Below are 26,071 nucleotides of genomic sequence, written 5' to 3' on the forward strand. Positions count from 1 at the left end.
TTATGGGAGCTCCAGCCGCCAGGATTACAGATATGCACGTATGCCCAATGTTTACCGGATCGGTTCCACATGTAGGAGGTCCTATTTTGCCTGCTGGTGCGCCGACTGTATTAATTGGCGGAATTCCTGCTGCATGTGTAGGCGACATGGCTACTTGTACGGGGCCACCAGATATCATCGCTGCAGGTTCGATAACGGTTTTAATTGGAGGTAAACCTGCAGCACGAATGGGTGATCCAACCGCACATGGTGGCACAATAGTAGCCGGATTAGCAACTGTATTAATTGGTTAATTATGGAAATAGAACAAGATTTTTTAGGTATCGGATGGAGTTTTCCTCCTGAATTTAAAGCAAGTACCAAAGCTGTAACAATGCTAACGGATGAAAACGACATTAAAAGCAGCTTGGAGATTTTACTTTCGACTAAAATTGGTGAACGTATCATGCATCCCGAATTCGGCTGCAATACAGACGAACTATTGTTTACCTCATTGGATTTAACATTAAAAACCTATGTTTCTGAGCTCATTAAAACAGCCATCCTGTATCACGAACCAAGAATTGATGTAGAAAAAATTGACATTACACAAGGTGACGATTTGAGTGGAGAACTATTAGTACTAATTGATTTTATAGTACGGGCTACCAATTCGAGAATAAATATGGTTTATCCATTTTACAAACAAGAAGGAACCGATTTATAAATTGTTAAAAGATGAGTAATTGTACAACTATATTGAGTGTTTTGACTTCTAATGGCAGCGACCAAAAGCAACGCTATCTCAACGCATTACAACCTGAAAACATTCGCCTTAATGATTTTGAGCTAAGTGACTGGATTTTATTTGCCTATAATTTTTCTGAATATGTAAACTATTTCGAAACTTCTAATTCTGAAAAATCTTCAAGCGATTGGAAGGCATTTTTTGATTTTTTTGAATTAAATGGTAAAAACCCATCCATAGAAAATCAATTGAAACTGGATCGGGTTAAAAAAGAGCTTGTTGATCTAATTGCAGAAAACAAAAAAGAGTATGCTATTACACCGCATTTAACTCTGTTCCTTACTTTTTTAATGTTGTTAGAAAACAGCAAGAAAAGATTCAACGACCTCACAAAACGTCATCTTGATTTTTATTATAATCAGGTCTTAAATATAGACAAGTTACCTCCTACTCCAGATAAAGTATATCTTATTTTTGAATTAGCAAAAAATGCTATTCAGGAAAAAATTGAAGCCAAAACTGGTTTTGACGGTGGTAAAGATACTTCTGGAAAAACCAGAGCCTATTATTCAAACAACGAATTGATAGCCAATAAAACGATCGTTTCTTTATTGAAAAATGTATATAATGACGAAGCTACAAAAAAAATAATCGCCAGTCCAATGGCTAATTCTTATGACGGTTTAGGAAAAGCATTTCCAGATAAAAACAATACGCAATGGTGGCCTTTTGGTTATATCAACGACAAAGGCCTATTGCCTGAATTACCAAATGCAACCCTGGGTTTTGCCGTTGCCTCTCCTATTCTATCTTTGGCGGAAGGAAAACGTAGTGTTCAAATAAGCTTTTCTTTTCAAAATAATATCACTCCTATTACTTCGGTTGCTATAACAGATTGTTTAAGCCTTCAGTTAACCACTGCCAAAAAATGGTTTCAAGCCGCCAAAATTCCAGAATCATTACCGATAAAGTCAGGTGGTCCCTATACAACTTCCGCTAACGGAAAAATTATGAAAATTGCGTTTCTCCTTGATGAAAATGTAGACGCAATCACAGCTTATGATCCCAAAGTATATGGCGAAGAATTTACCACCGATTTACCTGTTGCAAAATTCTATTTGGATACTACAAAAGACAATGCATATGATTTATACAAATCATTAGCTCAAAACATATTAGAAAGTATCACTATAAATATAGATGTTCAAAATGTTCAAAATACAGTTTTGGAGAATGATAATGGCAGTATTAATTCTTCAAAACCATTTTATCCTTTTTCTACCCAGCCCGTAAAAGGTTCTAATTTTTACATCAAATACAGTGAAGCTTTTGCTAAAAACTGGAATAATATCAATGTTGATATCACCTGGAAAAACACTCCAACTAGTTTTGTAGAGCACTATAAAGCTTACAAAAATTCAGCTCTAAATACAATTACTACACAGACTTTTAAGAATAGTGTGTTAAATAGTTCTGATAATAGCACGTTTAAACCTGACGACGCAATCGTAGGATTAAATACTTATTTTGAATATATATTGTCCATTATAACCAATAATATCTGGAAGGATAACAGTCCTGTCAGAACCTTGTTTAATGGCACTCCCGCGTTTAAAACAACCTTTGACATTAGTAATACCGATTATAATACTAAGAAAAATGGTCAGTTAAAATTAACATTGAACAAATCTTTTCTGCATAATTTATATTCCAAAATTTATGTACTTGCGTTTTCTACCAAAGACGAAAATGTAGTAATCCCAAATGAACCTTATACACCGCTGGCTGAAAGTCTCGTCCTTAATTATACCGCTTCTGAAACTACCAAATTCATAGCAACTGGATTGGATACATTAAAAACTATTTATGATAATAACCAGGCCAAATTATTCCACATTCATCCTTTTGGATACACTGAAGAACACAGTTATTTAAAATCGATATTGGACTATGTAGACAATAAAAATTCGTATTTGATTCCTACCTATTGTAAAGGAGGAGAATTATTTATAGGATTAGAAAATGTACTGGAATTGCAACAAATCACATTGCTTTTTCAGGTATCGGAAGGAAGTGAAAATCCTCAAACACCTTCTTTTATCGGAAAACAGAAAATAGAATGGTCGGTTTTGGGCAATAACGAATGGCGCATTCTTAACTATTCGGATATTTTACTGAATGAAACCGACAACTTATTACAATCAGGAATCCTGAAATTCAATTTACCTAAAGAAGCCACTCAAAACAACTCTCGTCTCCCTAAAAAATATATTTGGCTTAAAGCCAAAATGCATAAAAAATACGATGTAGTTTGTAAAATAATCGGGATTCATTCGCAAGCAGTTTTGGCAACTTTTCAAAATAACTCCAATGATTTATCGTATCTAAAAAATGGATTAGAAGCTGGAACCATTTCCAAATTGCTTCAAAGGATGAGCAATGTAAAATCGGTTACGCAGCCTTACAACAGTTTTGATCATAAACCAGAAGAGTCCAACGAAGAGTACTACAGAAGAATTAGTGAACGCCTCAGACATAAAAACAGAGCAATCACAATGTGGGATTACGAACATATCGTGTTGCAGAAGTTTCCGGAATTATACAAAGTTAAATGCCTGAATCATACCTGCAATACATCTTATCAATCACCTGGAAATGTGACTCTGGTTGTAATTCCGGACACGGTAAACAAAAACGTGTTCGACATTTACCAACCACGAGTAAGTACAGCGACGCTTAACAAAGTAAAAAGCCATATTGATCAATTGAATTCGATGCACGTAACCACTTATGTCATTAATCCAAATTATGAAGAAGTTAAAGTTGATTTAAAAGTAAAATTCAAGTTAGGTTATGATGAAAATTTCTACTCGCAAGAACTCAATACAGATATTATCAAGTTTTTATCGCCTTGGGCACTCGATAAGAATATCCCAGTCACATTTGGAGTCACGATTCACTCAAGTTTGCTGATTAATTATATCGAAAAATTGGGCTATGTTGATTTTCTGCAAGATGTAAAACTATTGAAAAATGGAGCCTTATCAGATAAAGTTGTGGTTCCATCCAATCCGAAATCGATTTTAGTTTCGGCAAAAAGCCATTTAATCAGCACCGATATCAAACAATGTACTGTTAAAACCATAGAACCAAAAGAAGAATGTCAACTTTAAATCAACATATCAGCATCCCAAAAAACGTCAGTTCTAATGATGACATGAGTTTTGACTTCCTTCGAAAAAAAGGAATCGAGTACATCGAATCATTAGGAAGCCAGTTTTGGACCGATTATAATACCCATGATCCTGGGATTACGATCATGGAAGTACTTTCTTATGCGATTACCGATTTGGGTATGAGAATCAATTTGCCTATTGAAAATTTATTAAGTAATAAATCCAATCCTATTGATCAACAGTTTTTTACAGCTTCTAAAATATTACCAATGCAAGCTGTAACAGCTCTGGATTACCGAAAAATTTTAATTGATATCGACCCTGGAATCAAAAATTGCTGGCTTCAGCAAACAACCAAAAAATTATATGTCAACTGTAAAGAAGCAAAAATTTCGCTTAACAAAAAAGATTTCATTACAACCTTAGATAGCTTTATCAAAGAATCTGAAATTAAAGGATATTATAACATATTAGTTGATTTTGATGAAATTAATCCAGCTCAGAAAGACCTGCTTAAAACTAAAATAATCAAAAAATTTCACGAGAACAGAAACCTTTGTGAAGATCTTTTGGAAGTGCGGGAAGTAGAAATTCAGCCTATTGCCGTTTGTGCATTAATTGAAATCGAGCCCGAAGCCAACGAAGAATATGTTCATGCATTAATCACTTTGGAACTTGAAAAATACTTATCGCCAACCATTAAATATTATTCGCTAGCCGAAATGTTTGAAAAAGGCTATTCAAGTGATCAGATTTTTGAAGGGCCTTTTTTGGATAAAGGATTTATTGATACTACCGAATTAGAAAATTCTTCGTTGAGAACTGAGGTCCGTCTTTCTGACATTATGCAAATTATCATGAATATAGAAGGCGTAATCGTAATCAAGGACATCTCTTTAAACAATTGTGAAGCCATAGAAACGGAAGGAAGCGTTTGGAACATTTGCATCCAGCCTAACAAAAAACCAATCCTTTGTAATAAAAGTGTACTGAATTTTAGCAAAGGAGTTTTGCCGGTTACAGTTAATAAAGTAAAAGCAAAAAAATATTTAAATGAATTAAAAGAAGACCTTTCTTATTCACAACAAGATGCGGCTAAAAACAGGGAACTAAAAATACCTCAAGGTAAAATTACAGCTTCTGATTTTTATACCAGTATTACAAATAATTTTCCTGAAAATTATGGTATTGGCGAAATTGGCTTATCAGAATCTGCTGGCATTGAACGAAAGGCCAAAGCCAAACAATTAAAAGGATATTTGCTTTTTTTTGATCAAATTTTGGCTAGTTATTTCAAACAATTAAGCAAGATTAAAGAATTGCTTTCCATCAACGATAATTTGTCAAATACCTATTTCACTCAGGCTATTTCGGATATGACAGGTTTTGATGAAATTGTAAATGAGGCATATTTATCTTCCAATGAAGAAAAACTAGACGAATTACTATTTGACAATCTCGACGATGCCGTTAAAAGACAAAACCAAATAAAAGACCATCTTATTGCACGATTTGCAGAACGATTTGCAGAATATGCCTTTTTAATGAAATCATTGTATAGTACCTCTTCTGATGAAATCGTACTACAAAACAAATCCGATTTTTTAATCAATTACGATACCATAAGCAGCAAACGAGGCAGTGGGTTTAATTATTTTAATCAACCTATACCTAATTTGTGGAATACATTTAATGTGACAGGATTGGAAAACCGAATTGCAGGTTTATTAGGAATCAGAGGAGATGAAAATCCGAATACAGGCAAAAGAGGAATCAAAAGGAAAGACATATCCGGTTTGTTTGTTCAACTTTATGATCCCAGTCCAGGCATGCTTCCCAATCATTTTAGATGGAGAATAAGAAATAGTGTCAATAAAATAATACTAACTGCAACCGAAGATTATGACAACCAATCGAATGCGATTAAAGAAATGTACTTTTCAATCCTGAAAATTTACGAAACCAGTAAAAAAGAAATTGAACAGTCGTTTAAAGATCTTTTTAAAAACAGAGATAATGGGATTGCTTTTAAAGATACTGTTATCAACACGTTTGAAGTAATAGAATCGAATACTCATAAATATTCGTTTCACATCATCAACCCCGAACATGTTAATGACCTTAGTAATCCAGACAGAATCATTGCGCGCCAATACAAACTCTATCCAACATTAGAAGAAGTAAAAGCGGCAATGCTGGATTTACTAATTTTCTTTAAAAAAGAATTCAGCGACGAAGGTATTTTTCTGGTAGAGCATATCCTGCTAGTTCCCGACCCAAACAAAGTAATTGATGCAAGTTATTACATGCCGATATGCGTAGACGATTGCTCGGGTGATTGTTGTATCCCCAATCCGTATTCGTTTAAAATTAGTGTGGTTTTACCTGGATATACATATCGTTTTATGGATATTGACTTTAGAAATTTTGCCGAAAACGTAATTCGGCAAGAAATTCCATCTCACATTTTAGGTAAAATCTGCTGGATTGGATATCGAAAAGATCAAATCATCCCAAAAGATAATGACTTGCTCGATTTTGAAAGAGATTTCAAAAAATTTCTGATGGATAAAACGCATAACAAACAAAATGCCTTACCAAAATTCATCGAATCATTGTCCAAATTAAATTCTGTTTATCCTACAGGTACATTGTACAATTGTGTAGATGAAGAAGAAGATATTTCGGGAAAAATAATATTAGGAAAAACAAATTTAGGAACATTATAAAAATACAAGGTCATGGCAACAAAACTTACCACCATTACAGGGAATTATCATAGTTATGTAGAAGATCAAGTGTTAACACACTATCAACTCAATGAAACTATTGATTATTTTGATGACCAAAATCGAATGAACAGAATATTTCTTACCGGTACAGGAATATTTTGTGGTTTTCAGGTTTCAGTCGATTCCGGCTACACTACTGTAACGATAATGCAGGGAAATGGAATTACTACTGACGGGGATTTGATGAAATTAAAAAAAGAAACCAATAAGCCATTGGCAATTGCAATTAAACAAAAACTGTTCACGATTGATTTTCCTAAAATTGATTATAAATCCTACCGATTATTTAATAATGATAAAGCCAATTACCCTCCTTTTAAAGACGCTAGTAATGTGATCTTACCTATGTGGGAATTACTGCCTGAAAAACCAAGCGGAACTCCTTTGGATAGTGGCGAATCACTATTGACTAATTTCGCTAATTTAAAAGATCAGGTTGTTATATTATATCTTGAAAACTATACTAAAGACGCTTCCTTGTGTGATGACGTCGATTGTTCTAACAAAGGGGGTGAAGAAGTTTTTAATATAAGAGTATTGGTAGTTAGCCAAGCAAATGCTAACATTATTATTAGCAAAAACGGCTCTGTAGAAAGGGATCCTATTTACAATAAATACGATGTTTATCAAAAATACAGTTTACTTGACGAATTGGGTGTAAAAAAAGTAATTCCTACATTCAATAGCACTTCAACTACCAATCAAATCAAACAACTTTTTAATACTGTTGTCAACGACACAACATTTCAAACAGATTTAATTGCCAATTTAACTACGCTACTCTCCTCTTTTGGTTATTCTACACAGCTTTTAGATATCATCAACCGCATTAATACATTATTTACAATTGACCCAAACAATGTCCCAACAGATATTCATTATCGATACGATTTATTAAAAGATATCGTGGCGACTTACAAAGAATTGAAAGATCTTTTCATCCAACTTAAATCTGAGTGTAATCCACCAATAAATTCATTTCCAAAACATTTATTATTAGGACTTGTAGAAGATCCCAATCGTTTTAAAAACTACAGACATCAATTTTACAAAGCGTCCGCTTTAGATCAAAATAAAACATTCAGCAATTTTGACTCTTTAGTAAGAAGGCTCAAAAGTATTTTGGATAATTATGAGGTAACTGCCAATACTATTAAAATTACGCCCTCTAAAGCAATGGGAAAATTAGGTGCTAAATCGGTTCCCTATTACTATAATGTCGACGACAATTTATTGCATGCCTGGGATTTTGAAAAAAGTAGTCTTTATATACATCTAACCAATTTTGGCTATCATACCACAAATCTGGTGAACAACGATTACATTAAATCTCCACTCCTTTATTGTACAGATGATTACGATTTTTATCGAATAGAAGGGTATCTAAACGGTAGTGTCGACGATGCAAAAACGTTTTTAAATTCCAAGAGAATAGAATACGGATTGGATTTTGACTTTTATATTCTGGATATTATCGAAAATGCAGCCGATTTAAAAATCTTATTCAACACTAATTATTCCTTCGAGCACAAAGCTGGTGTTAAAAAAGGGGGAACTTTATTGCTGTTAAAGTCAGGAAATACATTCATAACCGATTTTGCCATTGAAGGAAAAATAAAACCAGACAGCGGATTGGGATGTTGTACAATCATGGGCTGCTTATATCCTTGGATTAGTTCATTGCGATATATTAATAATTTATCCAGAAGTACAAGAGGCACCAAAAGTAAGAGAATTGATATGCCAACACATTATAGGCTAAGCATAAAAAAATATTCTATAAATGGCGTTAATTTAATTAATGACAGAGTTCTAGTAAACATTCCATTAGATCAAATTCTTGCCCGTCGTTTACATGTGGTAATGGAAACACTCAATACTCAATTCCCAACTGGTCTTTTATTTGATTTTATTGAAGAAGAAAAAAAACTAAGAATTATGAGACTTGAAAAAGATGTATTTGAATTTGAAGTCCAAGATATTACACTCTCAAGGGATACTCCTACCTATAAATTTACCGAAACTGGAGTAACCAAAAATGACAAAATTTACACTTCAAATAAAATAACTTGCTCTATTATTAATTCCCATAAAGCGGATATATATAGAAAAATTCATTCTTATTACGATCCTATTAACAAAGACGATGATGATTTTGGTCGCTTTAATCAAGATTGGAGTAAATGGGAATATTTAAAACGTAAATTACGATTCCATCCTGTTACAGAAAAATTCCCAAGATTTCCAAAAGTATTTAATGATTTTTATAGAATCCCAGTGTATACTCAATATGAACAAACAATAACAGTAGCTCAAGAACTAATAGAAATTGCTAATCAAATCAATGAAATAGATAATAAACTTACACATATCTATATTGGTGGAGACTGGACAAGCGGAAACTGGGTTAATCCTATAATGCAATCTTATTATTTAGACAATAGTACCAATACAGACGATGCCTTAGTATTATTTATGAATTTAAGAAAAAAGATTCATAATGAAGACAAAGTGAGTAAATACATGATTCATATTGATACTCCAAGAAATATAAAACTTTCGGATTTTCAAGACTTATTTACCAGATATGCTAAAAAAGCAGAATTTTATTTTTACAAACCTGCCAATGGTTACTTTATTTTGATAGGAAGAAATCGTGAAGCGGCACGTGAAGACAAAACAAAAAAAATAATCACACCCGTTACCGAGAAAAATATCAGAAAACCGAATGACCTCAAATAAAAAAGCTTGAGACTAATACCAAGGTACGTCTCAAGCTTTAATGGGGAGATGCAACCGCAGTACGGTAACTCTTTTTTCCCAGTATAACCATTCGGTCTACTACAAATTTAAGAATAAAAATTTTACTACCAAACAAAATGGCTAGAAATTTACATAGTATCCAAAGAGTTCTTTTTGAAATAGATACCCATTCAATGCTGATGGCTAATTCTTTCAAAAATAGCCTTGCTGTGTTCCTACAAGATGAAGTCGTTCCTGTTTTAGAAAAACAATTTGACCTTATTGAGAGTATCGGAAATAAGATAGTTCAAATAGAAAAATTAGAAATTTCTATTCAGTCCAATACCTGGGAAAATGATAGTATCTTTTCTAAAAACGATATAAAAAATCAAATCGAAAAAGAGATTCAAAAAGCTTTAAATGAGTTGCAAAAGACAACTACGAATAAAGAGGAAAAAGAATCAAAAATTGAAACTATATCACCCGAAGATAAAGAGTTGAAAACGCTGCTCTATTTTATAGAAAATGGAAGTATGCCCTGGTGGGTTTCCAAGGAAGATGAAATAGACTTTTTCAAAAAAATTAATTTTGAAAATCTTAAAAACGATGTTTTCAAAATTCAGTTTCGCAATTTAATTCAACAGAAAAAAGTTCAGAAACGAATTATAGATCAATTTGCAAATAAGGAAATTGTACTTTTTACTTCTGTCCTCTTAGATTCAGAAGCACAACAAAAAATGCTGTCTAAAACCCCTTTATTACAATTACTGAACAAAAAATCGTATGAATTTAAATCCCTTTTCTGGCAATTGATTTTTGATGTTTCGAATGAAAAAAAACCGATGGATCTTGTCTTCTTTTATCATCAAAAACGAGCTGAATTCTCATCTGTAAAAATGTCTTTTGAGCTTTTTATCCAAAACCTGAAAGCATTTTTCCCTCTTAATGCAAGTGCTGATGAATTAACGAAAATGAACGACAATTATCTGAATTCAGAAAAAGTAAAATCAGCTGTAAAACCCGAATCTACAATCGAAAATCCTAAAATTGAAGCAGAAAAAATCAATTCGGAATCGTGTTATGTACAAAATGCAGGGTTAATCATTTTGCATCCATTTTTTAAAGAACTACTTAAAAGCTGTGGTTTAATGGGTGATAGCAATACTCTTTTAAACAAAGAACTAGCAGCACATATTTTACATTATGCTGCTACAAAAAGAGAAAATGATTATGAACACACCATGCTTTTTGAGAAGTTTTTATGCGGAATACCATTGCATCAATCCATACAAAGAGAAGTCAAAATTGAGGAACTACACAAACAACAAGTAGAAGAAATGTTAGCTTCTGCCCTGCTCCATTGGTCAGCTTTAAAGAATACTTCAACAGGAGTTTTAAGGAGTGAATTTCTTCAAAGAGAAGGCAAATTGGATTGGAGTGAATCCAATCCAAAACTAACTATCGAAAGAAAAACACAAGATTTATTATTAGAAAAAATTCCGTGGAATATTACCATCGTTAAAATTCCATGGATAGAAAAATTAATCTATACCCAATGGTAAAAATTTATAGTTATGAGAGCATTTGAACAACGAAAAAAAGACAGTCCTGCCAACACTAGTTTTTTTAGCCCTAAGATTCAGAAAAAACTAAAAACTGGTACAGTTGGGGATCACTATGAAGTTGAAGCAGACAAAGTTGCCGATAAAGTGGTGAATAAAGATTTTTCAGGAGGCGGGCTTCTACAGTCGAAAGAAGAAGTGCAACAAAAACCTATTTCGGAAACAATTTCATCTGTACAGCGTAAAGAAATGAAGGAAGAAGAACCTGTTCAAAAAAAAACTGATAAAAAAGAAGAAGAAAAACCCGTTCAGGCGAAGTGTAAAGATTGTGAAAAAGAAGATAAGGTTCAGAAAAAAGAGGAAAAAGAAAAAGAGAAAGAAAAACCTATTCAGAAAAAAGAAAAAAATACCGAAAGTGAAGTTCACGATAAGGATATTGAAGGTAAACTGGATAACTCAAAAGGAGGCGGAACTAGCTTGGACAAAAGAACTAAAGGAGAAATGGAATCTGGCTTTGGTAACGATTTCAGTAATGTAAAAATTCATACAGATAGTAATGCTGTCCAAATGAGTCAGGAATTGGGTGCTCAGGCTTTTACCAGTGGCAATGATGTCTATTTTAATGAAGGTAAATACAATCCCAATTCCAAAGAAGGAAAACACTTACTGGCACATGAATTAACGCATACTGTTCAGCAAACTGGAATGGTACAAAAATCAACACTAGAAAATAATCCGGATGGCATTGATAAAATTGCTGGTCCGGAAACAATAGGTCCTTTAGACAATACGCTGGAGGAACAAAAGGGAGGTGAAAAAAAAGTCTCCTGTGACGAAACAGTTCCTTTCCATGAAGGACCTTTTACGAGTGAAGCAAGCGCTGGTTTTTTCAGTACTCCACAATGTCCCAACGTTACAATCACGATAGATGCTACTGCCCAGATAGTTCAATCTCATAATTGTTCCTCTTTGGAAATTAGTATCGATCATGTTCAAAGAACAAAAAAAACGATACAGATAGATCGCAATGGAAATGGACATTTTATCGGCACATTTACAATGCAGAATCATAAAGATATACATAAATTATTTTTCACTATGCCAGGGGATTGTAAAGGAATGAACGATTCATTCACTGTTAGTGGAACTATTCGACGTCATTCATAAGTTTATTTTTTATTAAATGTCAGTATTCAGTACAAAATCAAAATCCACTTCTTCAAACTCTTCCTCTTTTAATTCGAGAAAGGGCGAGGATTTTTTTGGTATACAGGCAAAACTCAACATTGGTAAATCGAATGATAAATATGAAGTTGAAGCCGATAGAATGGCGGATACTGTCGTTTCTAATAAAAAAAATGTTGCTTCTGATCCTTTCTTTACAGGTTCGCCCACTGTACAGAATAAAATGGCTGTAGAAGGAATCTCTCCAGTTCGTCAGCCAAAATTAAAAGTAGTCCATAACAAACAAACTGCAGCTCCTGAAACTTTTTTCCATGCTTCGCCCGTTATCCAAAACAAACGAACCAATGAGGTTCAGAAAAAGAATAATCTACAAAAAGAGGTTCAAAAAGAAACTTCAGCCAAGAAAGTTATTCCTGTTATTCAATTAAAATTAGAAAAAGACGAAGCTTTACAAAACAAAATTGAATCTCCTAAACCGAAAGAGAAAATAAGTACTTCTAAATCTTTGGTACAACCAAAAAAAGAAGAAGATATTCAGAAAAAAAATGCAGTTGAAAAAGTCGATAGCATTCAAAATAAAACCGATTCTGTCAAAGCCGAAAATCCGAAAACCAAGGACAAAGGCTTTATTCCAAAATCACTGATACAGAAGAAAGAAGAGGAAATTCAAGCCAAAGAAGAAGAGGAAATCCAAGCCAAAGAAGATGAAAAAGAATTGCAAATGAACGCAAGTGCAGATGCAAGTCCATCTGATTCCTCTAATCTTGAAAGTACCTTAAACAGTAGTAAAGGTGGTGGTTCTCCTCTATCGGGAAAAGTAAAAAACGAAATGGAATCTGGTTTTGGAGCCGATTTCGGCAATGTACGTATACACAATAACGCAACTGCTGTTCAAATGAACAAGCAACTGGGAGCGCAAGCTTTTGCAACCGGAAACAATATTTATTTTAACGAAGGGAAATACAATCCAAATTCACAGGATGGCAAGTATTTACTGGCGCATGAATTAACACATACTGTTCAACAAGGAGCAAGTATCCGAAAAAAACCAGAGCAAATAACTCCTGCTCCGGAGATGATTCAGGGTTCGTTCCTCGATTTAGTTCCCAACTGGATAATCGATAAGGCACGGTATATACCCGGTTATACTCTTTTCACAGTTATTATCGCTTACGATCCATTACGAGACACTAAGATAGAACGAACCCCAATTAACCTAATAGAAGGATTAATGGGGCTTATTCCTTTTGGAACAGCAATATTCGACAAACTTCAGGAATACAAAATATTACAACAGGTTTTTGACTGGGTAAATGGAAAATTAAGCGAACTCGGGTTAACAACCAAAAGTATTTTAAATATGGTTGAAGAAATTTGGAAAAAAGTAACCTTTCCTTACTCCGATATCATTGATTTAATAACTAAGGATTTTGAAAAGTTAATTGCTAAAATAAAATCTTTTGTAACTGCAACAGTAGATCAGGTAATCACCTGGGTAAAAGAGGCATTGATTGGTGTAGCCGAACCTCTACTGGCAGAAAATAAGGCTTGGTCATTAATCAAAAAATTAATCAAATACGATCCGTTACGCGATAAGGCAGTTAGTGCGACAACGGTAGAAATTCTTGAGGACTTCCTTATCCTGATAGGGAAAGAAACAGAACTTGAGCAAATGCGTGAAAAAGGCACGCTTAAAAAAACTGCAGATTGGCTCGACACTCAGGTGGGAACTTTCACTTATTTATTAGGCGAACTTCGCAGACTCATAACTGCGGCATGGGATGCTATTAAACCTTCGAATCTGGTAAATATTGCCAGTAATCTTTCGACACTTGCAACTCAGGCAGGAGGATTCCTGAAAAAAGTTTGGGATTTTGCATCAGGTGTGGCACGCAAGGTATTGGAACTTGTTAAGGATTCATTATTAGCATGGCTGTCTTCTCAAGCCGCTACCGTAAGAGGTTACTCATTGATAAAAGTAATCATAGGAAAGGATCCTTTTACCAACCAAAAAGTTGAACGCACAATCCCAAATCTAATCAGAGGTTTTATGAGCCTGATGGAAGGTGGTGAAGAGCAATATACCCAAATGGTTGAAACGGGTGCTATAGCCCGAATTGTAGGTCAGATTGAAGCGGCTGTTGCTTCTTTAAACATGACTCCTGCCGCTATTATTCAGCTTTTTACCGATATCTGGAACTCGTTTACAATTAATGATCTTATACATCCTCTTGATGCTTTCACCCGGATTATTGCAAAATTTGGAGAACCAATCGGACGTCTTATCGTATTTGTTGCAGAAATTATAAGGATTGTCATTGTTGCCATACTCGAAATCATGAATTTCCCATTTGACCTCATTGGAAATATCATAAACAAGGCAATGCAGGCAATTGAAGATATCAAAAAAGATCCTATTGGTTTCCTAAAAAATATACTACGCGCGATTAAACAAGGATTTGTTCAATTCTTTGATAACATTGTAACCCATTTAATCGGTGGTCTTACCGGCTGGCTAATGAGTGAATTGAAGGATGCCAATGTTCCTGTCCTGACCGATTTCTCTTTAAAAGGGGTGATTTCATGGGTGCTTGAAGTACTCGGTATATCGATGGAGAAAATATGGGAGAAACTAGCGGCACATCCCAGAATTGGTCCTGCACGTGTAGCCAAAATCCGTGGAATGATTAATACCCTTGAAGGAATCTGGACATTTATAAAAGACGTTCAGGAACGTGGCATAGCAGCCATTTGGGATAAAATTCAGGAGCAACTCAGCAATTTATGGAATACCGTTCTTGATGCCGTGAAAAACTTTGTCATGGAACGTATTGTTAAAAAAATGACCACCAAACTGTTGAGTATGTTAGACCCAACAGGAATTATGGCTGTTATTAATGGAGCAATAGCTTTATACAGTGCTATCCAAAGTTTTATAAAATACTTGCGTGAAATGCTCGAAATAGTCAATTCGTTTGTAAGTGGTGTAGCAGATATCGCAAAAGGGAATGTGGCCACAGCAGCCAATTATCTTGAACGTACTATGGGTGATGCGATGCCTATTGTGATTGGATTCCTCGCTAATCAAGCCGGACTTTCCGGAATTGGAAAAAGCGTCGGAGAAATGATTATTTCTGTACGCAAAATGGTTGATGAAGCCCTGACATGGTTAGTGAATAAAGCTGTGGATACAGGAATGAATATGCTGGATAAGATGATGGGAAAAAGCGACCCGAAAAAAGCAACTCCATCTGGTCCGGTTGCAGGAGCTTTGGCTGAAATTGATACTGAAACTGAAAAAGATGAAGGAGAAGTTAGCCTTGATGAAGCAAAAGCCATTAAAAACAAAGTCAATACAGATCAGAAATCTGTTATAAATATTTCATCAGTAACTGATGGTGGAGACACTTGGGATTATAATTATGTACAAATGAATAAAAAAAGTACTGCTAAAACTAAATCATCACCTAAACCTCCAGCTGCTGAGCTTCCAAGTTTCCAAAACGGAGTTCTAGGGAGATCCTTTCATGCAAAATATATTACAAACGATCCGAAACAAACTCCAAAAGGAGAAGATGCAAGCGCAAACAATGGTGCCACATTGAAAGGTTGGTCCAATTTACAAAATTTCATTATTTCAGGAGGAAAAACCATTAAGGATAAATTTGGAAAAATGGTAAAAGTTAATGCTTCTGTTAGAGAAATTGGAAACTATGTCAAAATGCATTTATTACATGATGGACTAGGCGGAAAAGCAACTGATTCTAATCTTGTACCTGCAAAATCTTCTGTAAATACAAATTTTTATAATCTAATGGAATCCAAAGCTGTTTCAGATGTTAGGTCAAAAGGAAAAAAAGTATTATGGTATGATGTTAAAGTATCATTTTATCCGAAATTCCTAGAAAAAGGCGTAGAAAACATAGAATATGACGGCTATCCAAAATCTGTTGTAGCCGAATATGGAGATATGGTTTATAATGAAAAAACAAAAAAATGGGGTGAAGGTCCTGCCGATTCAAAAAAATTCAGCAACATTGATATTCAAATTCCAGATTTTGGAAAAGCAGAAGATCGTAAATTCAACCCAAACAAAGAAGGTTGGAATATTCTCATGGCTATGGAAGATTTTGATTTATTCCCAGACTTTCATATTTCACAAACAATGGCAAGATTTATAAATGATGAGAGAAGAAAAGAACTTTTTGGAAACTATGAATCTTTTAAAAAAAGAATGATAGACAGATCTAAAACTGTGGTGACTGCCCCGTTCGATTATGACAAATCAATGCAATTAATAAACAGCCTCCATTCTAAAGGTAGGTTTATAATCCCATAAAAATTATGAAAAATAGTATCGACGAATTATCAGAGCTAATTTACCAAAAGAAAGAAGATATTTTTTTAAGTAAAATTAAAGATATAAAAATAAATATTGACGAATTTAATAGTACGGATATCTCTTTACTACATCTTGCAGCCTTAGTAGAGGATTCAGATATTATTATAAAAAACTTGATTAAACTGGGAAGCAATATTAATATAAAAGATAGTAATGGTAATACTCCTGTTATATATGCTGCAAATTACAATTGCCCAAATAATATAAAAACCTTAATCAAGTATAATGCCGATCTGTCTTTATATAATATTGACTTGAACACTCCCTTACATATAGCTTGCTCTGGAAACAATATTATTATAGCAAAAATATTAATTGAAAACAAGGCAGAAATTAACTCTGATAATGGTAATCTACAAACTCCATTAATCAAGGCTATTGATTCAAATACAAACTTTGACTTAATAGAAATGCTTTTAAATTATGGAGCCGATATAAATTATGGCAATGGTAATGGAACATCTTTAATGTCTGCCATATCGTACGAGAATATTCCTCTTGTAAAATTTCTGATTAGCAAGGGAGCAAAAATAAAAGGGTATAAAAATAAATCTGGAGAAGATACCATAACCTTTGCTAAAAGAGTAGGAAACAATGAAATCATAGATTACTTAATTGAATGCTTAAAAAGATAAACACAAGGATTTTATATTCAATCATCTATAAAACCAATTCATATTTTAGCACAACACATTTTTTCAGGCTCTAAGAAAAACTCTATAACTAATTATTTTATAAACCTTAAATCCCAATAATCATGCAAAAAACATTCTACCAAAAAGAGTTGCTTATTAAAGCGACTCAACAGAGAAAAGGTGCAAATAACAACAAGAAAGACGTTGAGAAAATTCAGTCTTGGCTTAATTTATTTGCTATGCAAAATCCAAACTCAGGAGCCGCAGCGGGTATCGACGGTGATTTTGGTCCTGCGACTGAAAAAGCAGTGTTTAATTTTCAAAAATTCAAAAGCTTACCTCAAACAGGAGTTGTAGATCAAAACGTATTCGATATACTGGTATCTCCGCTCAAGAAAGCTTTTGAAGATCCCGTATCTGGCAGTAGTTTGAGAGAATTAGTTCTAAATACCGCCAAAAACCATCTTAAAAATCATCCATTTGAACTTGTAATCAACAATCAAAGTAATTCCGGACCTTGGGTGCGAAGTTATATGGATGGTAATGAAGGAACTCCTTGGTTTTGGTGTATGGGATTTGTTCAGGCAATTATTGATCAGGCAGCTTCCATTAAGGGAGAAAACTTCAAAACCCTGATGCCATTAACCTATAGCTGTGATACTGTTGGTACAGTTGGTATTCAGAAAAAAATATTGACCCGTTATCAAGTAGCAAAAACTAATCCAGCATTAATAAAACCTGCTGATATATTTCTGATTCAAAAAACACCAAACGATTGGGTTCATACCGGAATTGTAACTGCCGTTCATGACGATGTAATTGAAACTATCGAAGGGAACACCAATGCTGATGGTTCGAGTAACGGGAACTCGGTCATGAACAGAATTAGAAACTATAAGCAATCAAAAATAGATTTTTTCTCAATCGAATCATTAGTCGTATAAAGATGGAAAATGTATTCACATACTTAAAAAATCAATTCATATTTCAGCTTGACACTCTTTTTCAAGTCGAAAATCCAATGGAAAAACCCATTTTGAATCAACTCGATTCGAATGGGTTTATCAACGAATTTATTATCGAAAATAACCTAGCAGAAATCGATATTCTCTTATTGGGATTAGCATTTGTTCCGCATATAAAACCAGATTTTTTAAGTTCAATTATTGCCGAATATTTACCCAATGGCGGTGAGTTACCCGAGTTTGGCGGAATTAAAACGAAGAACCATCGCGGAATCTTACCAACAGGTGAAACGGCTCAGTTTTTAATTGCAGGAAATGATCTTGATGCCCGAATTTCATTCTATAATTACCTCCACAATTTATCCTTTCTTTATCAAAAAAGAATCATTAAAATAGATATGGTTCCCGCTGGTGAACCCAAACTGAGCGGTTTAATTATTTTGGAAGATGAATACATCGAAAAATTCATAACCGGAAAAATCCTAAAACCACAACTCAGCAGTATTTTCCCTGCTCAATTGATCGAAACCCAATTGGAATGGGATGATTTAGTACTCAATCCTACTACTTTCAATCAGATTAATGAAATAGGAACCTGGCTTAAATTCAATGATATTTTACTTCACGAATGGGATATGAAAGCCAAGATAAAACCAGGCTTCAGAGTCATGTTTTATGGTGCGCCCGGAACAGGAAAAACACTTACGGCTTCACTCTTGGGGAAATACACTAAAAGAGACGTATACCGAATTGATCTGTCTATGGTGATTTCGAAATACATTGGCGAAACCGAAAAAAATCTTTCCTCTCTTTTTGACAAAGCGACCGATAAAGACTGGATTCTGTTTTTTGATGAAGCCGATGCCGTTTTCGGAAAAAGAACCAATGTTAGGGATGCACACGATAAATATGCCAATCAGGAAGTTTCGTATTTGCTACAGCGTATCGAAAATCATCCGGGATTGGTTATTCTGGCTTCCAATTTTAAAACGAATATTGATATGGCATTTACTAGAAGGTTCCAATCTATAATTGAGTTTGAGGTTCCCTCCTATGGCGAACGCTTACAGCTCTGGAAGAACAACCTACCCAAAGGAATTAAAATTTCTGAGGATGTAAATCTTAACGAACTTTCGAAAAAATATGACATTACTGGTGCTAATATTGTCAACATCATTCAATACGCCTGCCTGAGAACATTGGAAGACGGAAACGAAAGTATTAACCTCCATCACCTACTCCAGGGAATAAAAAAAGAATATGCGAAAGAAGGAAAAATGATGTAACCTAAGGTTCCTTCTTTTGATTATCATTCAAATGTTGCAATTCTGTTGTATGTTGATGGAGTTTTATTTACAATTATCAGTAAGTAGCTTTATTATTCCATCTTGATTACTATATCCTTGCATATTAAACCATTGTTTAACTCTATCTGTAATACTAGTTTCTGTATAAGGTCTAAGCAATTTAAATTCCTTAGATTTAGGAATAATACCTATCATTATATTTTCGCTAATAGCAAGAGTTTTAACTGCATTCTTTCCTTTAGGAATTTCTGTTATTCCTTTGAGCTTCATATTTAATAAAATTGAGCCTTCTCCTAGATTATTCCCTGGTCCTTTATCTCCAACAATACCATAAACAATAATTTTTGTAACTGGGTTATACGCTACAACTAAGTCTCCCTTTGAAGCTCCATACTTTATTCCATTATTTAATACAATTGAAGGAATTATAAATGGGTCTAATTGGTTTGCAAAAGAACACTCACTTATGTCATTTTTTATACCATTATCTTCTGCTGTCATAGATGCAAAATAGCCTTTAAATTGTTTGTTTTCTTCGAATATACAGGGCTTACCATTTTTATTTACCAATACATTTTGCCATATTATTTCATAACCATCAATTTGCTTTTCAGGAAAACCTGCATCTCGCCATTCCTCAAAAACTTTGTAGGCAAGTTTAGTATATTCTTTCTTTTCTTTATCGGTAATTTTGCTTGGATCAAATTTTACTTTGACTCTATATTTTTTTGGGTATTCACTTAAATCCTTCTTTGGAATACTGATACATCTACTGTCAGATAATCGATAAATTGCGACTGCATTAGTTATAAAGTTTAGGGCCAATGAGTCTGCTCTTAAATCATATGGATGGTACGATAATGGCGTTCCATCTGTGTTAATTGCCATATTCGTTTTGAATACAATGATTTTTGCGTTTTTTGAATTCTCTAATAATTTTATCTTTTTATCCTGAGGCTTAAACACATAAGAATCCGATAATTTAAATTCCTGTCCATACATTAAGCTAAAGCTATTTATAATAAATAGCGTAATAATAAATCGTTTCATATTATAATTTGTTAAGGGTTCTTAAAATAGTCTTAGACCTGTTAATTGATAGTAATACTGAACAACATTTTCAGCTCTAACTTTTGAAGGTAAATGAGTTGAGTCACCTATATTATTATACATCCACATCGTATTTACCCATGCTTGAATAATGGTTATGTTATTTTGAGTTACCCAATATCTAACAGCATACGCATCGGCTTCGTTCTCCATTGTAATATCAAGCCATTGTTGCACATATGGATTTTGGGAGTTCCAAATCTTTTGTATAACATGCCCTAAATTATGATGACCGTATTCATGGGCTTTAAAAAAAAGGGTAGTTAACTCACCTGCTTGCTGACAAATTGTAGGGTTAAAATAAATAACAGGACCATAATTGTCAAAAGAAGCACAAGCAATATCATTCAAAGAATAAGAAGGTATTTCCCTAATAATTTGAGCCTTTATTTGACAAATACAAAAAAATGCCAAAGCAAAAAATAATATGTATTTAAACTTTCTTACCACCCATATGATATTTAATACTTTTGCGTATATCACTTCTAATGCCCTTAGAATATTTGTGAACATGCAACTAAATTTTTTTGTCTAAATAAGAAATAAGCTAAATAAATTTCAACAAAAAACAAAAAGTCATTAATTCACAGTAGATTAAATTTACAAAAATTTTAATATATGGACATCAGTATAAATACGTGTTTTTAAATTGTATCTCAAGGTTCACAAAAATATCTTTTCATTTATGAAATGGAATTCTTTTTTAATTCTAATATCAACTCTTAATTTGCCCTTTTTTATCTATATCTCAATAATATAGTGAAAAAATTAAAGTCAGCTCCTACCCGATTTATTCATTTAACTTTTTTACATGTCAATCTAAACTCGAAAAAAATTAGCTGCTATCCACCGTTTTTTCCAGCTGCTCCACACTTCTTCAAATAGAACACCATTTTCTTTATACTGGGTTTTAAACAATTCTTTTGCTATAGCAATATCTGTTTGTTCTTTCAAAAAACTTAAAAAAACATATTGCTCTTTGTGTAAATCATAAACCGCTAATTTAAATTTGTGTCGCAAAACCACACAATAACTTTCATTTTCAAGAGATAAATCGGGTTGTCCATCATTTTTAAATTCGGAATAATACTTTCTCACAGGAAATTGGAACCTAAATAAGGAAAATATGGGAACCAATTTTAATTTGTCTTCGGGTGTATCAATCGTAGCTAATTGGTAATTCTCTTCGGCTTTAGCTTCAAAAAGAACACCAATAGCATATTCAAATTGAGCCAACTCTATCATGAAATCAATCCAATCTTCTTTAATCTCTTCTTCTGCATCAGGTCTATTATTTTCGAGATAGTCTGAAAAATGAGCTCCTAAAAAAGATAAATTGTAATTATTAGATGGTTTTGAAGCAAGATAATCATCAGCGAAAGCACAAAAAATATCCTCGCCTAAGGCATATTCCAAAGCGCTAAATTGCTGCGACATACAATTTCGCAAACGTGCAATATAACTTCGTTGGTAAATAGCCAAATGTTCTTGTGCGGTAAGTTTTTTAGAATGACAAATCACGTCTTCTATTGAAGAAGCATTTGATACATTCGAGAGCAAATTATCAGGATCTACTCCCGTTTGTTGGTAAGGATCTAGTAGAAGCTGTTGCATCCATTGTTGAAAATCTTTCAATGGTATTTTTACCTTTTTTTCCATCTTTGGCACCTATAAAAATTTGTTCATAGCAAACATATTCAATGGATTCGAAACCTGTTCTTTATCAATAGATTGAACCTCATTTTCAGTTCCTACAAATGTTGCGTCCATATATTGCTTTGATTTAAGTAATTCGGAATGATACACATCAAAGGCTGGGATATTACCATCCCACTCCAATAAAACTGATGCTTCATTTGCTAATTGATAAGCCAACTGAAACAATTTCCATACCTGATTAGTTACTTCTCTATCATGTGTGTCTATAATATAATTTCCACAATTTTGATGACCTGCTAAATGCATTTGCACTACTCTATCATGCGGAATCCCGTTGATATATTCTACAGGATCAAAATCATTATTAAAAGAGGATACATAGACATTGTTTACATCCAGAAGTAATCCGCAACCTGTTTCTTCGGTCATTATCCGTAAAAAGTCCCATTCTTGAAGGGTCGAATTATTGAAGGATGCATACGTACTTGGATTTTCTATAATTAGCGGTCGTTCTAAATAATCCTGCACCTGAATGATTCGATTACAAACGTGTTTTAATGAATCCTCATTTAGCGGAAGCGGAAGTAAATCGTGCGAATTGGTTGTTAAAACTCCTGTCCAGCATAAATGATCACTAATCCAAGCTGGTTGAACCTCGCTTGCCAGTTGCTTTAAACTCTTTAGGTAATCAAAATTTAACGGATCAGTGCTTCCTATAGACAGCGATACCCCATGCATTACCACGGGGTATTGTTCTGCTATTTGATGTAAAATATTTCTTGGTCGTCCATGAGAATCCATAAAATTCTCAGATATTACCTCGAACCAATCTACTGCAGGTTTCTTTTCTAGAATATGCTCAAAATGCTGACTCCTGAGTCCTAAACCCAATCCTAAATTGGGTAATCCTAGTCTAGTGACCATTCTTTTTTGATGAACAATTTGTAATAGTCACAGGTAGTTTTTCTGCACTTTCTTGCTCCATCTTCAAAACTCTTAACTCGGCAGCAACTTTTCTATCTGCTGGATTGTTTATATAGGAACAAGATCTGGAACCACTTTGCCCGCAAGAAGAATAATCTTTACCTGTAGTACCGCGAAGTAGGTTTATAGATTCATCGGTTGGTCCGTATTTTTGTGGAGAATCGCCAAATGACTTATCACTTGATTTTCTTTTTTCTTCGAAGCGTGCTCTTGCCAATTGCCAAACACTAAGTCCCTTATTGGGACCTTGTGCTATAAAACGAGAATTCAAAATAGGCACACCACAACTCCCTTGATAACGACACTCATTTTCTCCGGGATGACAAAGTTCTTCGGTGGTTCCAAAAATCCCGCAACCTCCTTGTCCTTTGCAAGCATTTAAAGTGTGGCAAGGATGACCTACAGCTGTTGAACAATCGCCTTTGCCTGCACAACCATTATTTCCTGAATATCCAGCATTTTTGCATGAATTAAGCCCCATGCACACATGAAGCTCTCTAGTTACTAATTCTGACATATTTTTTATTTTTATTAGTGAGAATGTCTATAAGGTGTATTTGGAACTTTAGGCATATCGGTCACAATACTATAATCCAACCCTACATCTGGTAAAGACGGAAAATAATTTTCGTTTTCGCTGTTTGTTGCCCAACCCCAATTGGTAGGGTCTGCAGTAGCTAATTTATTAACTAGGTTCATAATCTGCTCTTTGGGTCTTAAAAAACTTTTTTCGAACAAAAAAGGCTCAAATGTTAAAGCTCCTTTGTATGCCTGATTTCCTTTGGTATAGGTGTACTGGTTTATCTGATTTCCTACCCCACTCAAAAGCCAGATCATAGATTTATGAATGCCATACATGAACAAATCATATTGGGTACTTTCGTCTTTATGGTAACAGGTTTCAATCATTAAAAGAATATAAGCAAAAACTGCATTCCCTAATTCTGAACAAAGCACTAGTGCTGCATTACTCGAAGCTTTGTAATCTGCTACTGTAGGATTAGCATCAGTATCATATACAAAATAGCTAAAGAAATCATCTAAGCCCCGAATGTTTCGAAACTTTTTTTGATAATGAACACCAAAACTATAGACTTCCAGAAATTTAGCAAAATGAGCAAGTTCTTTTTCATATTCATCATAATCGCCTTTCCAAAATTCTACCTTTCCATCTACAACTTCCATAGGTATTGGCATCTTATTTGCGCCCCATTCTAAAATATGTTGTGGTTTATCTTTACTTCTCCCTTCTCCCTGATCGACAATGCGTTCTAAAGCATCAACTGCCGATGGAGTATCATGTACACCAACTAGTCCCCCACTAGCATCATTATTTGCAAATTGAGGATTGTGTTCTCTGTCATAATGCACCGTATTCATCGAATTTTGAGAATAGTATGGTCTAGGAGGGCTTAAATTATCTGGAGGAAGCAATTGTGGCTTATTTAAGTATGGCCCAGGGAAGTCCTCTTCTAAAAACTTTATAATCATTTTATACAAACCTCCAATCGTGTGATATTTAATTGTATTTTGTAATAGTTTTTCGGCATAAGGATCTTCAAACTTTTCCGGGCTTTCTATTTGTAAAAAAGTAGTCAATTGCTTTAAGGATAATTTCGCAGCATCTATTTGAAATTCTGGAATATGACCATCTAATTGTGTTGGAAACGATAATACTTTTCCAATCCCCATGAGATCCGGTGGGGCTGGACAAACTGCCTGTTTCACATTACACGCAAGTGCTAAATGTAGCATTTCTTCGATAACCACACTCATAATTAAAGCTGCTGATTTATTTGAATAAACCAATACATCTAGTTTCAATTCTTGCGCTAATTCATCAATTTCAGCCTTAGTAAGCTCGCTAAATTGTGAAAGTTGAGTATGAATTTTAGCGTATAATTTGTCTTGATCTTGTGCTCTATTTATCGAATAATAGGTAGATAAATACGTAGGAATAGTAGCAAGTTCTAATGTAATTACTTGTTGCATTACTTCTTCGATATTCTCTTTTGTTACATCATTCGAAAGTGTAAAAAGTTTTTTTGTTTCCATATGGTATTTTTTTTAAATAAACTTATGCTATTGTCTTTTTGATTAATAGGTGAATGAATCAAGTTTTTTAATTCATTTTTATAATTTTCAAACATTTAATAAATAAAAAGAAAGCATGAATTTTACCAAAAGCTTATTTTTCAATTACTAACAGCTATAAAAATTTACATTTAAAAACATTCCAGATTTATTTACTGATTTAAAATTATATATTTTAATGCTTTACCTTTTTTTAAAATTTTGCTGTACAATAATAAAGTTTAATTCTGATAAATAAATAGGTGTTTTTACTTGTTTTTCATTACATATGCAACATAAAGTTCTGTCGCATCTGTTAGATTAAAAAGTATAAATTGGAAATTAAAAAGTCAGACTGTTAACTTACTAAATAACTTAAAAAAAGCTACATATAAATTAACTACCTAAAAATAAGACACATAAACTAATATTAAATTCTAGTTAAGAACAGAAACTTAACTTTAAAGCATAAAATAAAACCGAATAACATATGATTCTATTCTCCAAGAGAGCAGAAATATAGATTTTTTCCTTTTAGGCTAACTAATATTTATGCTTAAATTTATCATCCCACAAGTTTTGGGATTGCACCGATTTATGTCTTGATCCCAGATTTATGGCATGATCCAGATTTATGGCATGATTCGCAAAGACTCTGTTAGCGATAAAATGAATTTTGCTACTCCACAGATTTATGTCTTGATCCGTCTTGATCCTTGATCCTTCTGTTTGCGATAAAAATTAATTATCCG

General features: G+C 33.7%; 17 protein-coding genes. 11 read left to right on the plus strand and 6 right to left on the minus strand.

Annotated features, from left to right (window positions below):
• Window positions 1-2 precede the first annotated feature (2 nt).
• From OIU83_RS22085 to OIU83_RS22135, 11 genes are all read left to right on the plus strand, one after another.
• Window positions 3-293: a PAAR domain-containing protein gene (locus OIU83_RS22085; protein ID WP_264208440.1), complete on the plus strand. Its 291-nt coding sequence runs from the start codon at window positions 3-5 to the stop codon at window positions 291-293.
• Between the two features lie 2 nt (window positions 294-295).
• Window positions 296-706, plus strand: coding sequence for a GPW/gp25 family protein (locus OIU83_RS22090; RefSeq protein ID WP_264208441.1), 411 nt, complete (start codon window positions 296-298; stop codon window positions 704-706).
• A gap of 11 nt (window positions 707-717) precedes the next feature.
• Window positions 718-3,900 carry a baseplate J/gp47 family protein gene (locus OIU83_RS22095; protein ID WP_264208442.1) on the plus strand — a complete coding sequence of 1,061 codons (3,183 nt, stop codon included), beginning with the start codon at window positions 718-720 and terminating at the stop codon, window positions 3,898-3,900.
• Entirely contained in the window at window positions 3,888-6,632 is a 2,745-nt protein-coding gene (locus OIU83_RS22100) for a hypothetical protein (RefSeq protein WP_264208443.1), read from the plus strand. The genes OIU83_RS22095 and OIU83_RS22100 overlap by 13 nt, the downstream gene beginning before the upstream one ends.
• Window positions 6,633-6,644: 12 nt before the next feature.
• On the plus strand, window positions 6,645-9,437 hold the full coding sequence (locus tag OIU83_RS22105; protein WP_264208444.1) for a hypothetical protein: 2,793 nt from the start codon (window positions 6,645-6,647) through the stop codon (window positions 9,435-9,437).
• Between the two features lie 137 nt (window positions 9,438-9,574).
• On the plus strand, window positions 9,575-10,999 hold the full coding sequence (locus tag OIU83_RS22110; RefSeq protein ID WP_264208445.1) for a contractile injection system tape measure protein: 1,425 nt from the start codon (window positions 9,575-9,577) through the stop codon (window positions 10,997-10,999).
• 12 nt (window positions 11,000-11,011) lie between these two features.
• Complete coding sequence (locus OIU83_RS22115; protein WP_264208446.1) at window positions 11,012-12,166, plus strand: eCIS core domain-containing protein; 1,155 nt, start codon at window positions 11,012-11,014, stop codon at window positions 12,164-12,166.
• 16 nt (window positions 12,167-12,182) lie between these two features.
• Window positions 12,183-16,523 (plus strand): eCIS core domain-containing protein, encoded by a 4,341-nt coding sequence (locus OIU83_RS22120; protein WP_264208447.1) that lies wholly within the window; start codon window positions 12,183-12,185, stop codon window positions 16,521-16,523.
• Window positions 16,524-16,528: 5 nt separating this feature from the next.
• Entirely contained in the window at window positions 16,529-17,221 is a 693-nt protein-coding gene (locus OIU83_RS22125) for an ankyrin repeat domain-containing protein (protein ID WP_264208448.1), read from the plus strand.
• A 122-nt stretch (window positions 17,222-17,343) separates the two neighbouring features.
• The gene (locus OIU83_RS22130) at window positions 17,344-18,165 is read left to right on the plus strand and encodes a peptidoglycan-binding protein (RefSeq protein ID WP_264208449.1); all 822 of its coding nucleotides are present in this window, start codon (window positions 17,344-17,346) and stop codon (window positions 18,163-18,165) included.
• A 2-nt stretch (window positions 18,166-18,167) separates the two neighbouring features.
• Window positions 18,168-19,472 (plus strand): ATP-binding protein, encoded by a 1,305-nt coding sequence (locus OIU83_RS22135; protein ID WP_264208450.1) that lies wholly within the window; start codon window positions 18,168-18,170, stop codon window positions 19,470-19,472.
• 63 nt (window positions 19,473-19,535) lie between these two features.
• On the opposite strand, the gene OIU83_RS22140 is transcribed toward OIU83_RS22135, so the two are convergent.
• The 6 genes from OIU83_RS22140 to OIU83_RS22165 all read right to left on the minus strand — a co-directional run bounded on the left by OIU83_RS22140 (window position 19,536) and on the right by OIU83_RS22165 (window position 25,301).
• Window positions 19,536-20,543: a glycoside hydrolase family 75 protein gene (locus OIU83_RS22140; RefSeq protein WP_264208451.1), complete on the minus strand. Its 1,008-nt coding sequence runs from the start codon at window positions 20,541-20,543 to the stop codon at window positions 19,536-19,538.
• A 21-nt stretch (window positions 20,544-20,564) separates the two neighbouring features.
• Window positions 20,565-21,116 carry a M48 family metalloprotease gene (locus OIU83_RS22145; RefSeq protein WP_264208452.1) on the minus strand — a complete coding sequence of 184 codons (552 nt, stop codon included), beginning with the start codon at window positions 21,114-21,116 and terminating at the stop codon, window positions 20,565-20,567.
• Between the two features lie 306 nt (window positions 21,117-21,422).
• Window positions 21,423-22,262: an HvfC/BufC N-terminal domain-containing protein gene (locus tag OIU83_RS22150; protein WP_264208453.1), complete on the minus strand. Its 840-nt coding sequence runs from the start codon at window positions 22,260-22,262 to the stop codon at window positions 21,423-21,425.
• Window positions 22,263-22,271: 9 nt separating this feature from the next.
• On the minus strand, window positions 22,272-23,186 hold the full coding sequence (gene bufB, locus OIU83_RS22155; protein ID WP_264208454.1) for an MNIO family bufferin maturase: 915 nt from the start codon (window positions 23,184-23,186) through the stop codon (window positions 22,272-22,274).
• Window positions 23,176-23,763: a hypothetical protein gene (locus tag OIU83_RS22160; RefSeq protein WP_264208455.1), complete on the minus strand. Its 588-nt coding sequence runs from the start codon at window positions 23,761-23,763 to the stop codon at window positions 23,176-23,178. Before OIU83_RS22160 ends, bufB begins: the two co-directional genes overlap by 11 nt.
• Before the next feature lie 14 nt (window positions 23,764-23,777).
• Window positions 23,778-25,301, minus strand: a complete 1,524-nt coding sequence (locus OIU83_RS22165; RefSeq protein WP_264208456.1) for a ferritin-like protein — start codon at window positions 25,299-25,301, stop codon at window positions 23,778-23,780.
• Between the last annotated feature and the right edge of the window lie 770 nt (window positions 25,302-26,071).

Origin of the sequence: Flavobacterium shii (genome assembly GCF_025847235.1) — a bacterium.
GTDB classification, from domain to species: domain Bacteria; phylum Bacteroidota; class Bacteroidia; order Flavobacteriales; family Flavobacteriaceae; genus Flavobacterium; species Flavobacterium shii.

Bases quoted from the DNA above. Each gene is read 5' to 3' on its own strand.
- OIU83_RS22165 (WP_264208456.1), bottom strand. From the start codon at position 25,301: ATGGAAACAAAAAAACTTTTTACACTTTCGAATGATGTAACAAAAGAG.
- OIU83_RS22145 (WP_264208452.1), bottom strand. From the start codon at position 21,116: ATGTTCACAAATATTCTAAGGGCATTAGAAGTGATATACGCAAAAGTA.
- OIU83_RS22100 (WP_264208443.1), top strand. From the start codon at position 3,888: ATGTCAACTTTAAATCAACATATCAGCATCCCAAAAAACGTCAGTTCT.
- OIU83_RS22130 (WP_264208449.1), top strand. From the start codon at position 17,344: ATGCAAAAAACATTCTACCAAAAAGAGTTGCTTATTAAAGCGACTCAA.
- bufB (WP_264208454.1), bottom strand. From the start codon at position 23,186: ATGGTCACTAGACTAGGATTACCCAATTTAGGATTGGGTTTAGGACTC.
- OIU83_RS22160 (WP_264208455.1), bottom strand. From the start codon at position 23,763: ATGTCAGAATTAGTAACTAGAGAGCTTCATGTGTGCATGGGGCTTAAT.
- OIU83_RS22125 (WP_264208448.1), top strand. From the start codon at position 16,529: ATGAAAAATAGTATCGACGAATTATCAGAGCTAATTTACCAAAAGAAA.
- OIU83_RS22150 (WP_264208453.1), bottom strand. From the start codon at position 22,262: ATGGAAAAAAAGGTAAAAATACCATTGAAAGATTTTCAACAATGGATG.
- OIU83_RS22135 (WP_264208450.1), top strand. From the start codon at position 18,168: ATGGAAAATGTATTCACATACTTAAAAAATCAATTCATATTTCAGCTT.
- OIU83_RS22140 (WP_264208451.1), bottom strand. From the start codon at position 20,543: ATGAAACGATTTATTATTACGCTATTTATTATAAATAGCTTTAGCTTA.
- OIU83_RS22105 (WP_264208444.1), top strand. From the start codon at position 6,645: ATGGCAACAAAACTTACCACCATTACAGGGAATTATCATAGTTATGTA.
- OIU83_RS22120 (WP_264208447.1), top strand. From the start codon at position 12,183: ATGTCAGTATTCAGTACAAAATCAAAATCCACTTCTTCAAACTCTTCC.
- OIU83_RS22115 (WP_264208446.1), top strand. From the start codon at position 11,012: ATGAGAGCATTTGAACAACGAAAAAAAGACAGTCCTGCCAACACTAGT.
- OIU83_RS22110 (WP_264208445.1), top strand. From the start codon at position 9,575: ATGGCTAGAAATTTACATAGTATCCAAAGAGTTCTTTTTGAAATAGAT.
- OIU83_RS22085 (WP_264208440.1), top strand. From the start codon at position 3: ATGGGAGCTCCAGCCGCCAGGATTACAGATATGCACGTATGCCCAATG.
- OIU83_RS22090 (WP_264208441.1), top strand. From the start codon at position 296: ATGGAAATAGAACAAGATTTTTTAGGTATCGGATGGAGTTTTCCTCCT.
- OIU83_RS22095 (WP_264208442.1), top strand. From the start codon at position 718: ATGAGTAATTGTACAACTATATTGAGTGTTTTGACTTCTAATGGCAGC.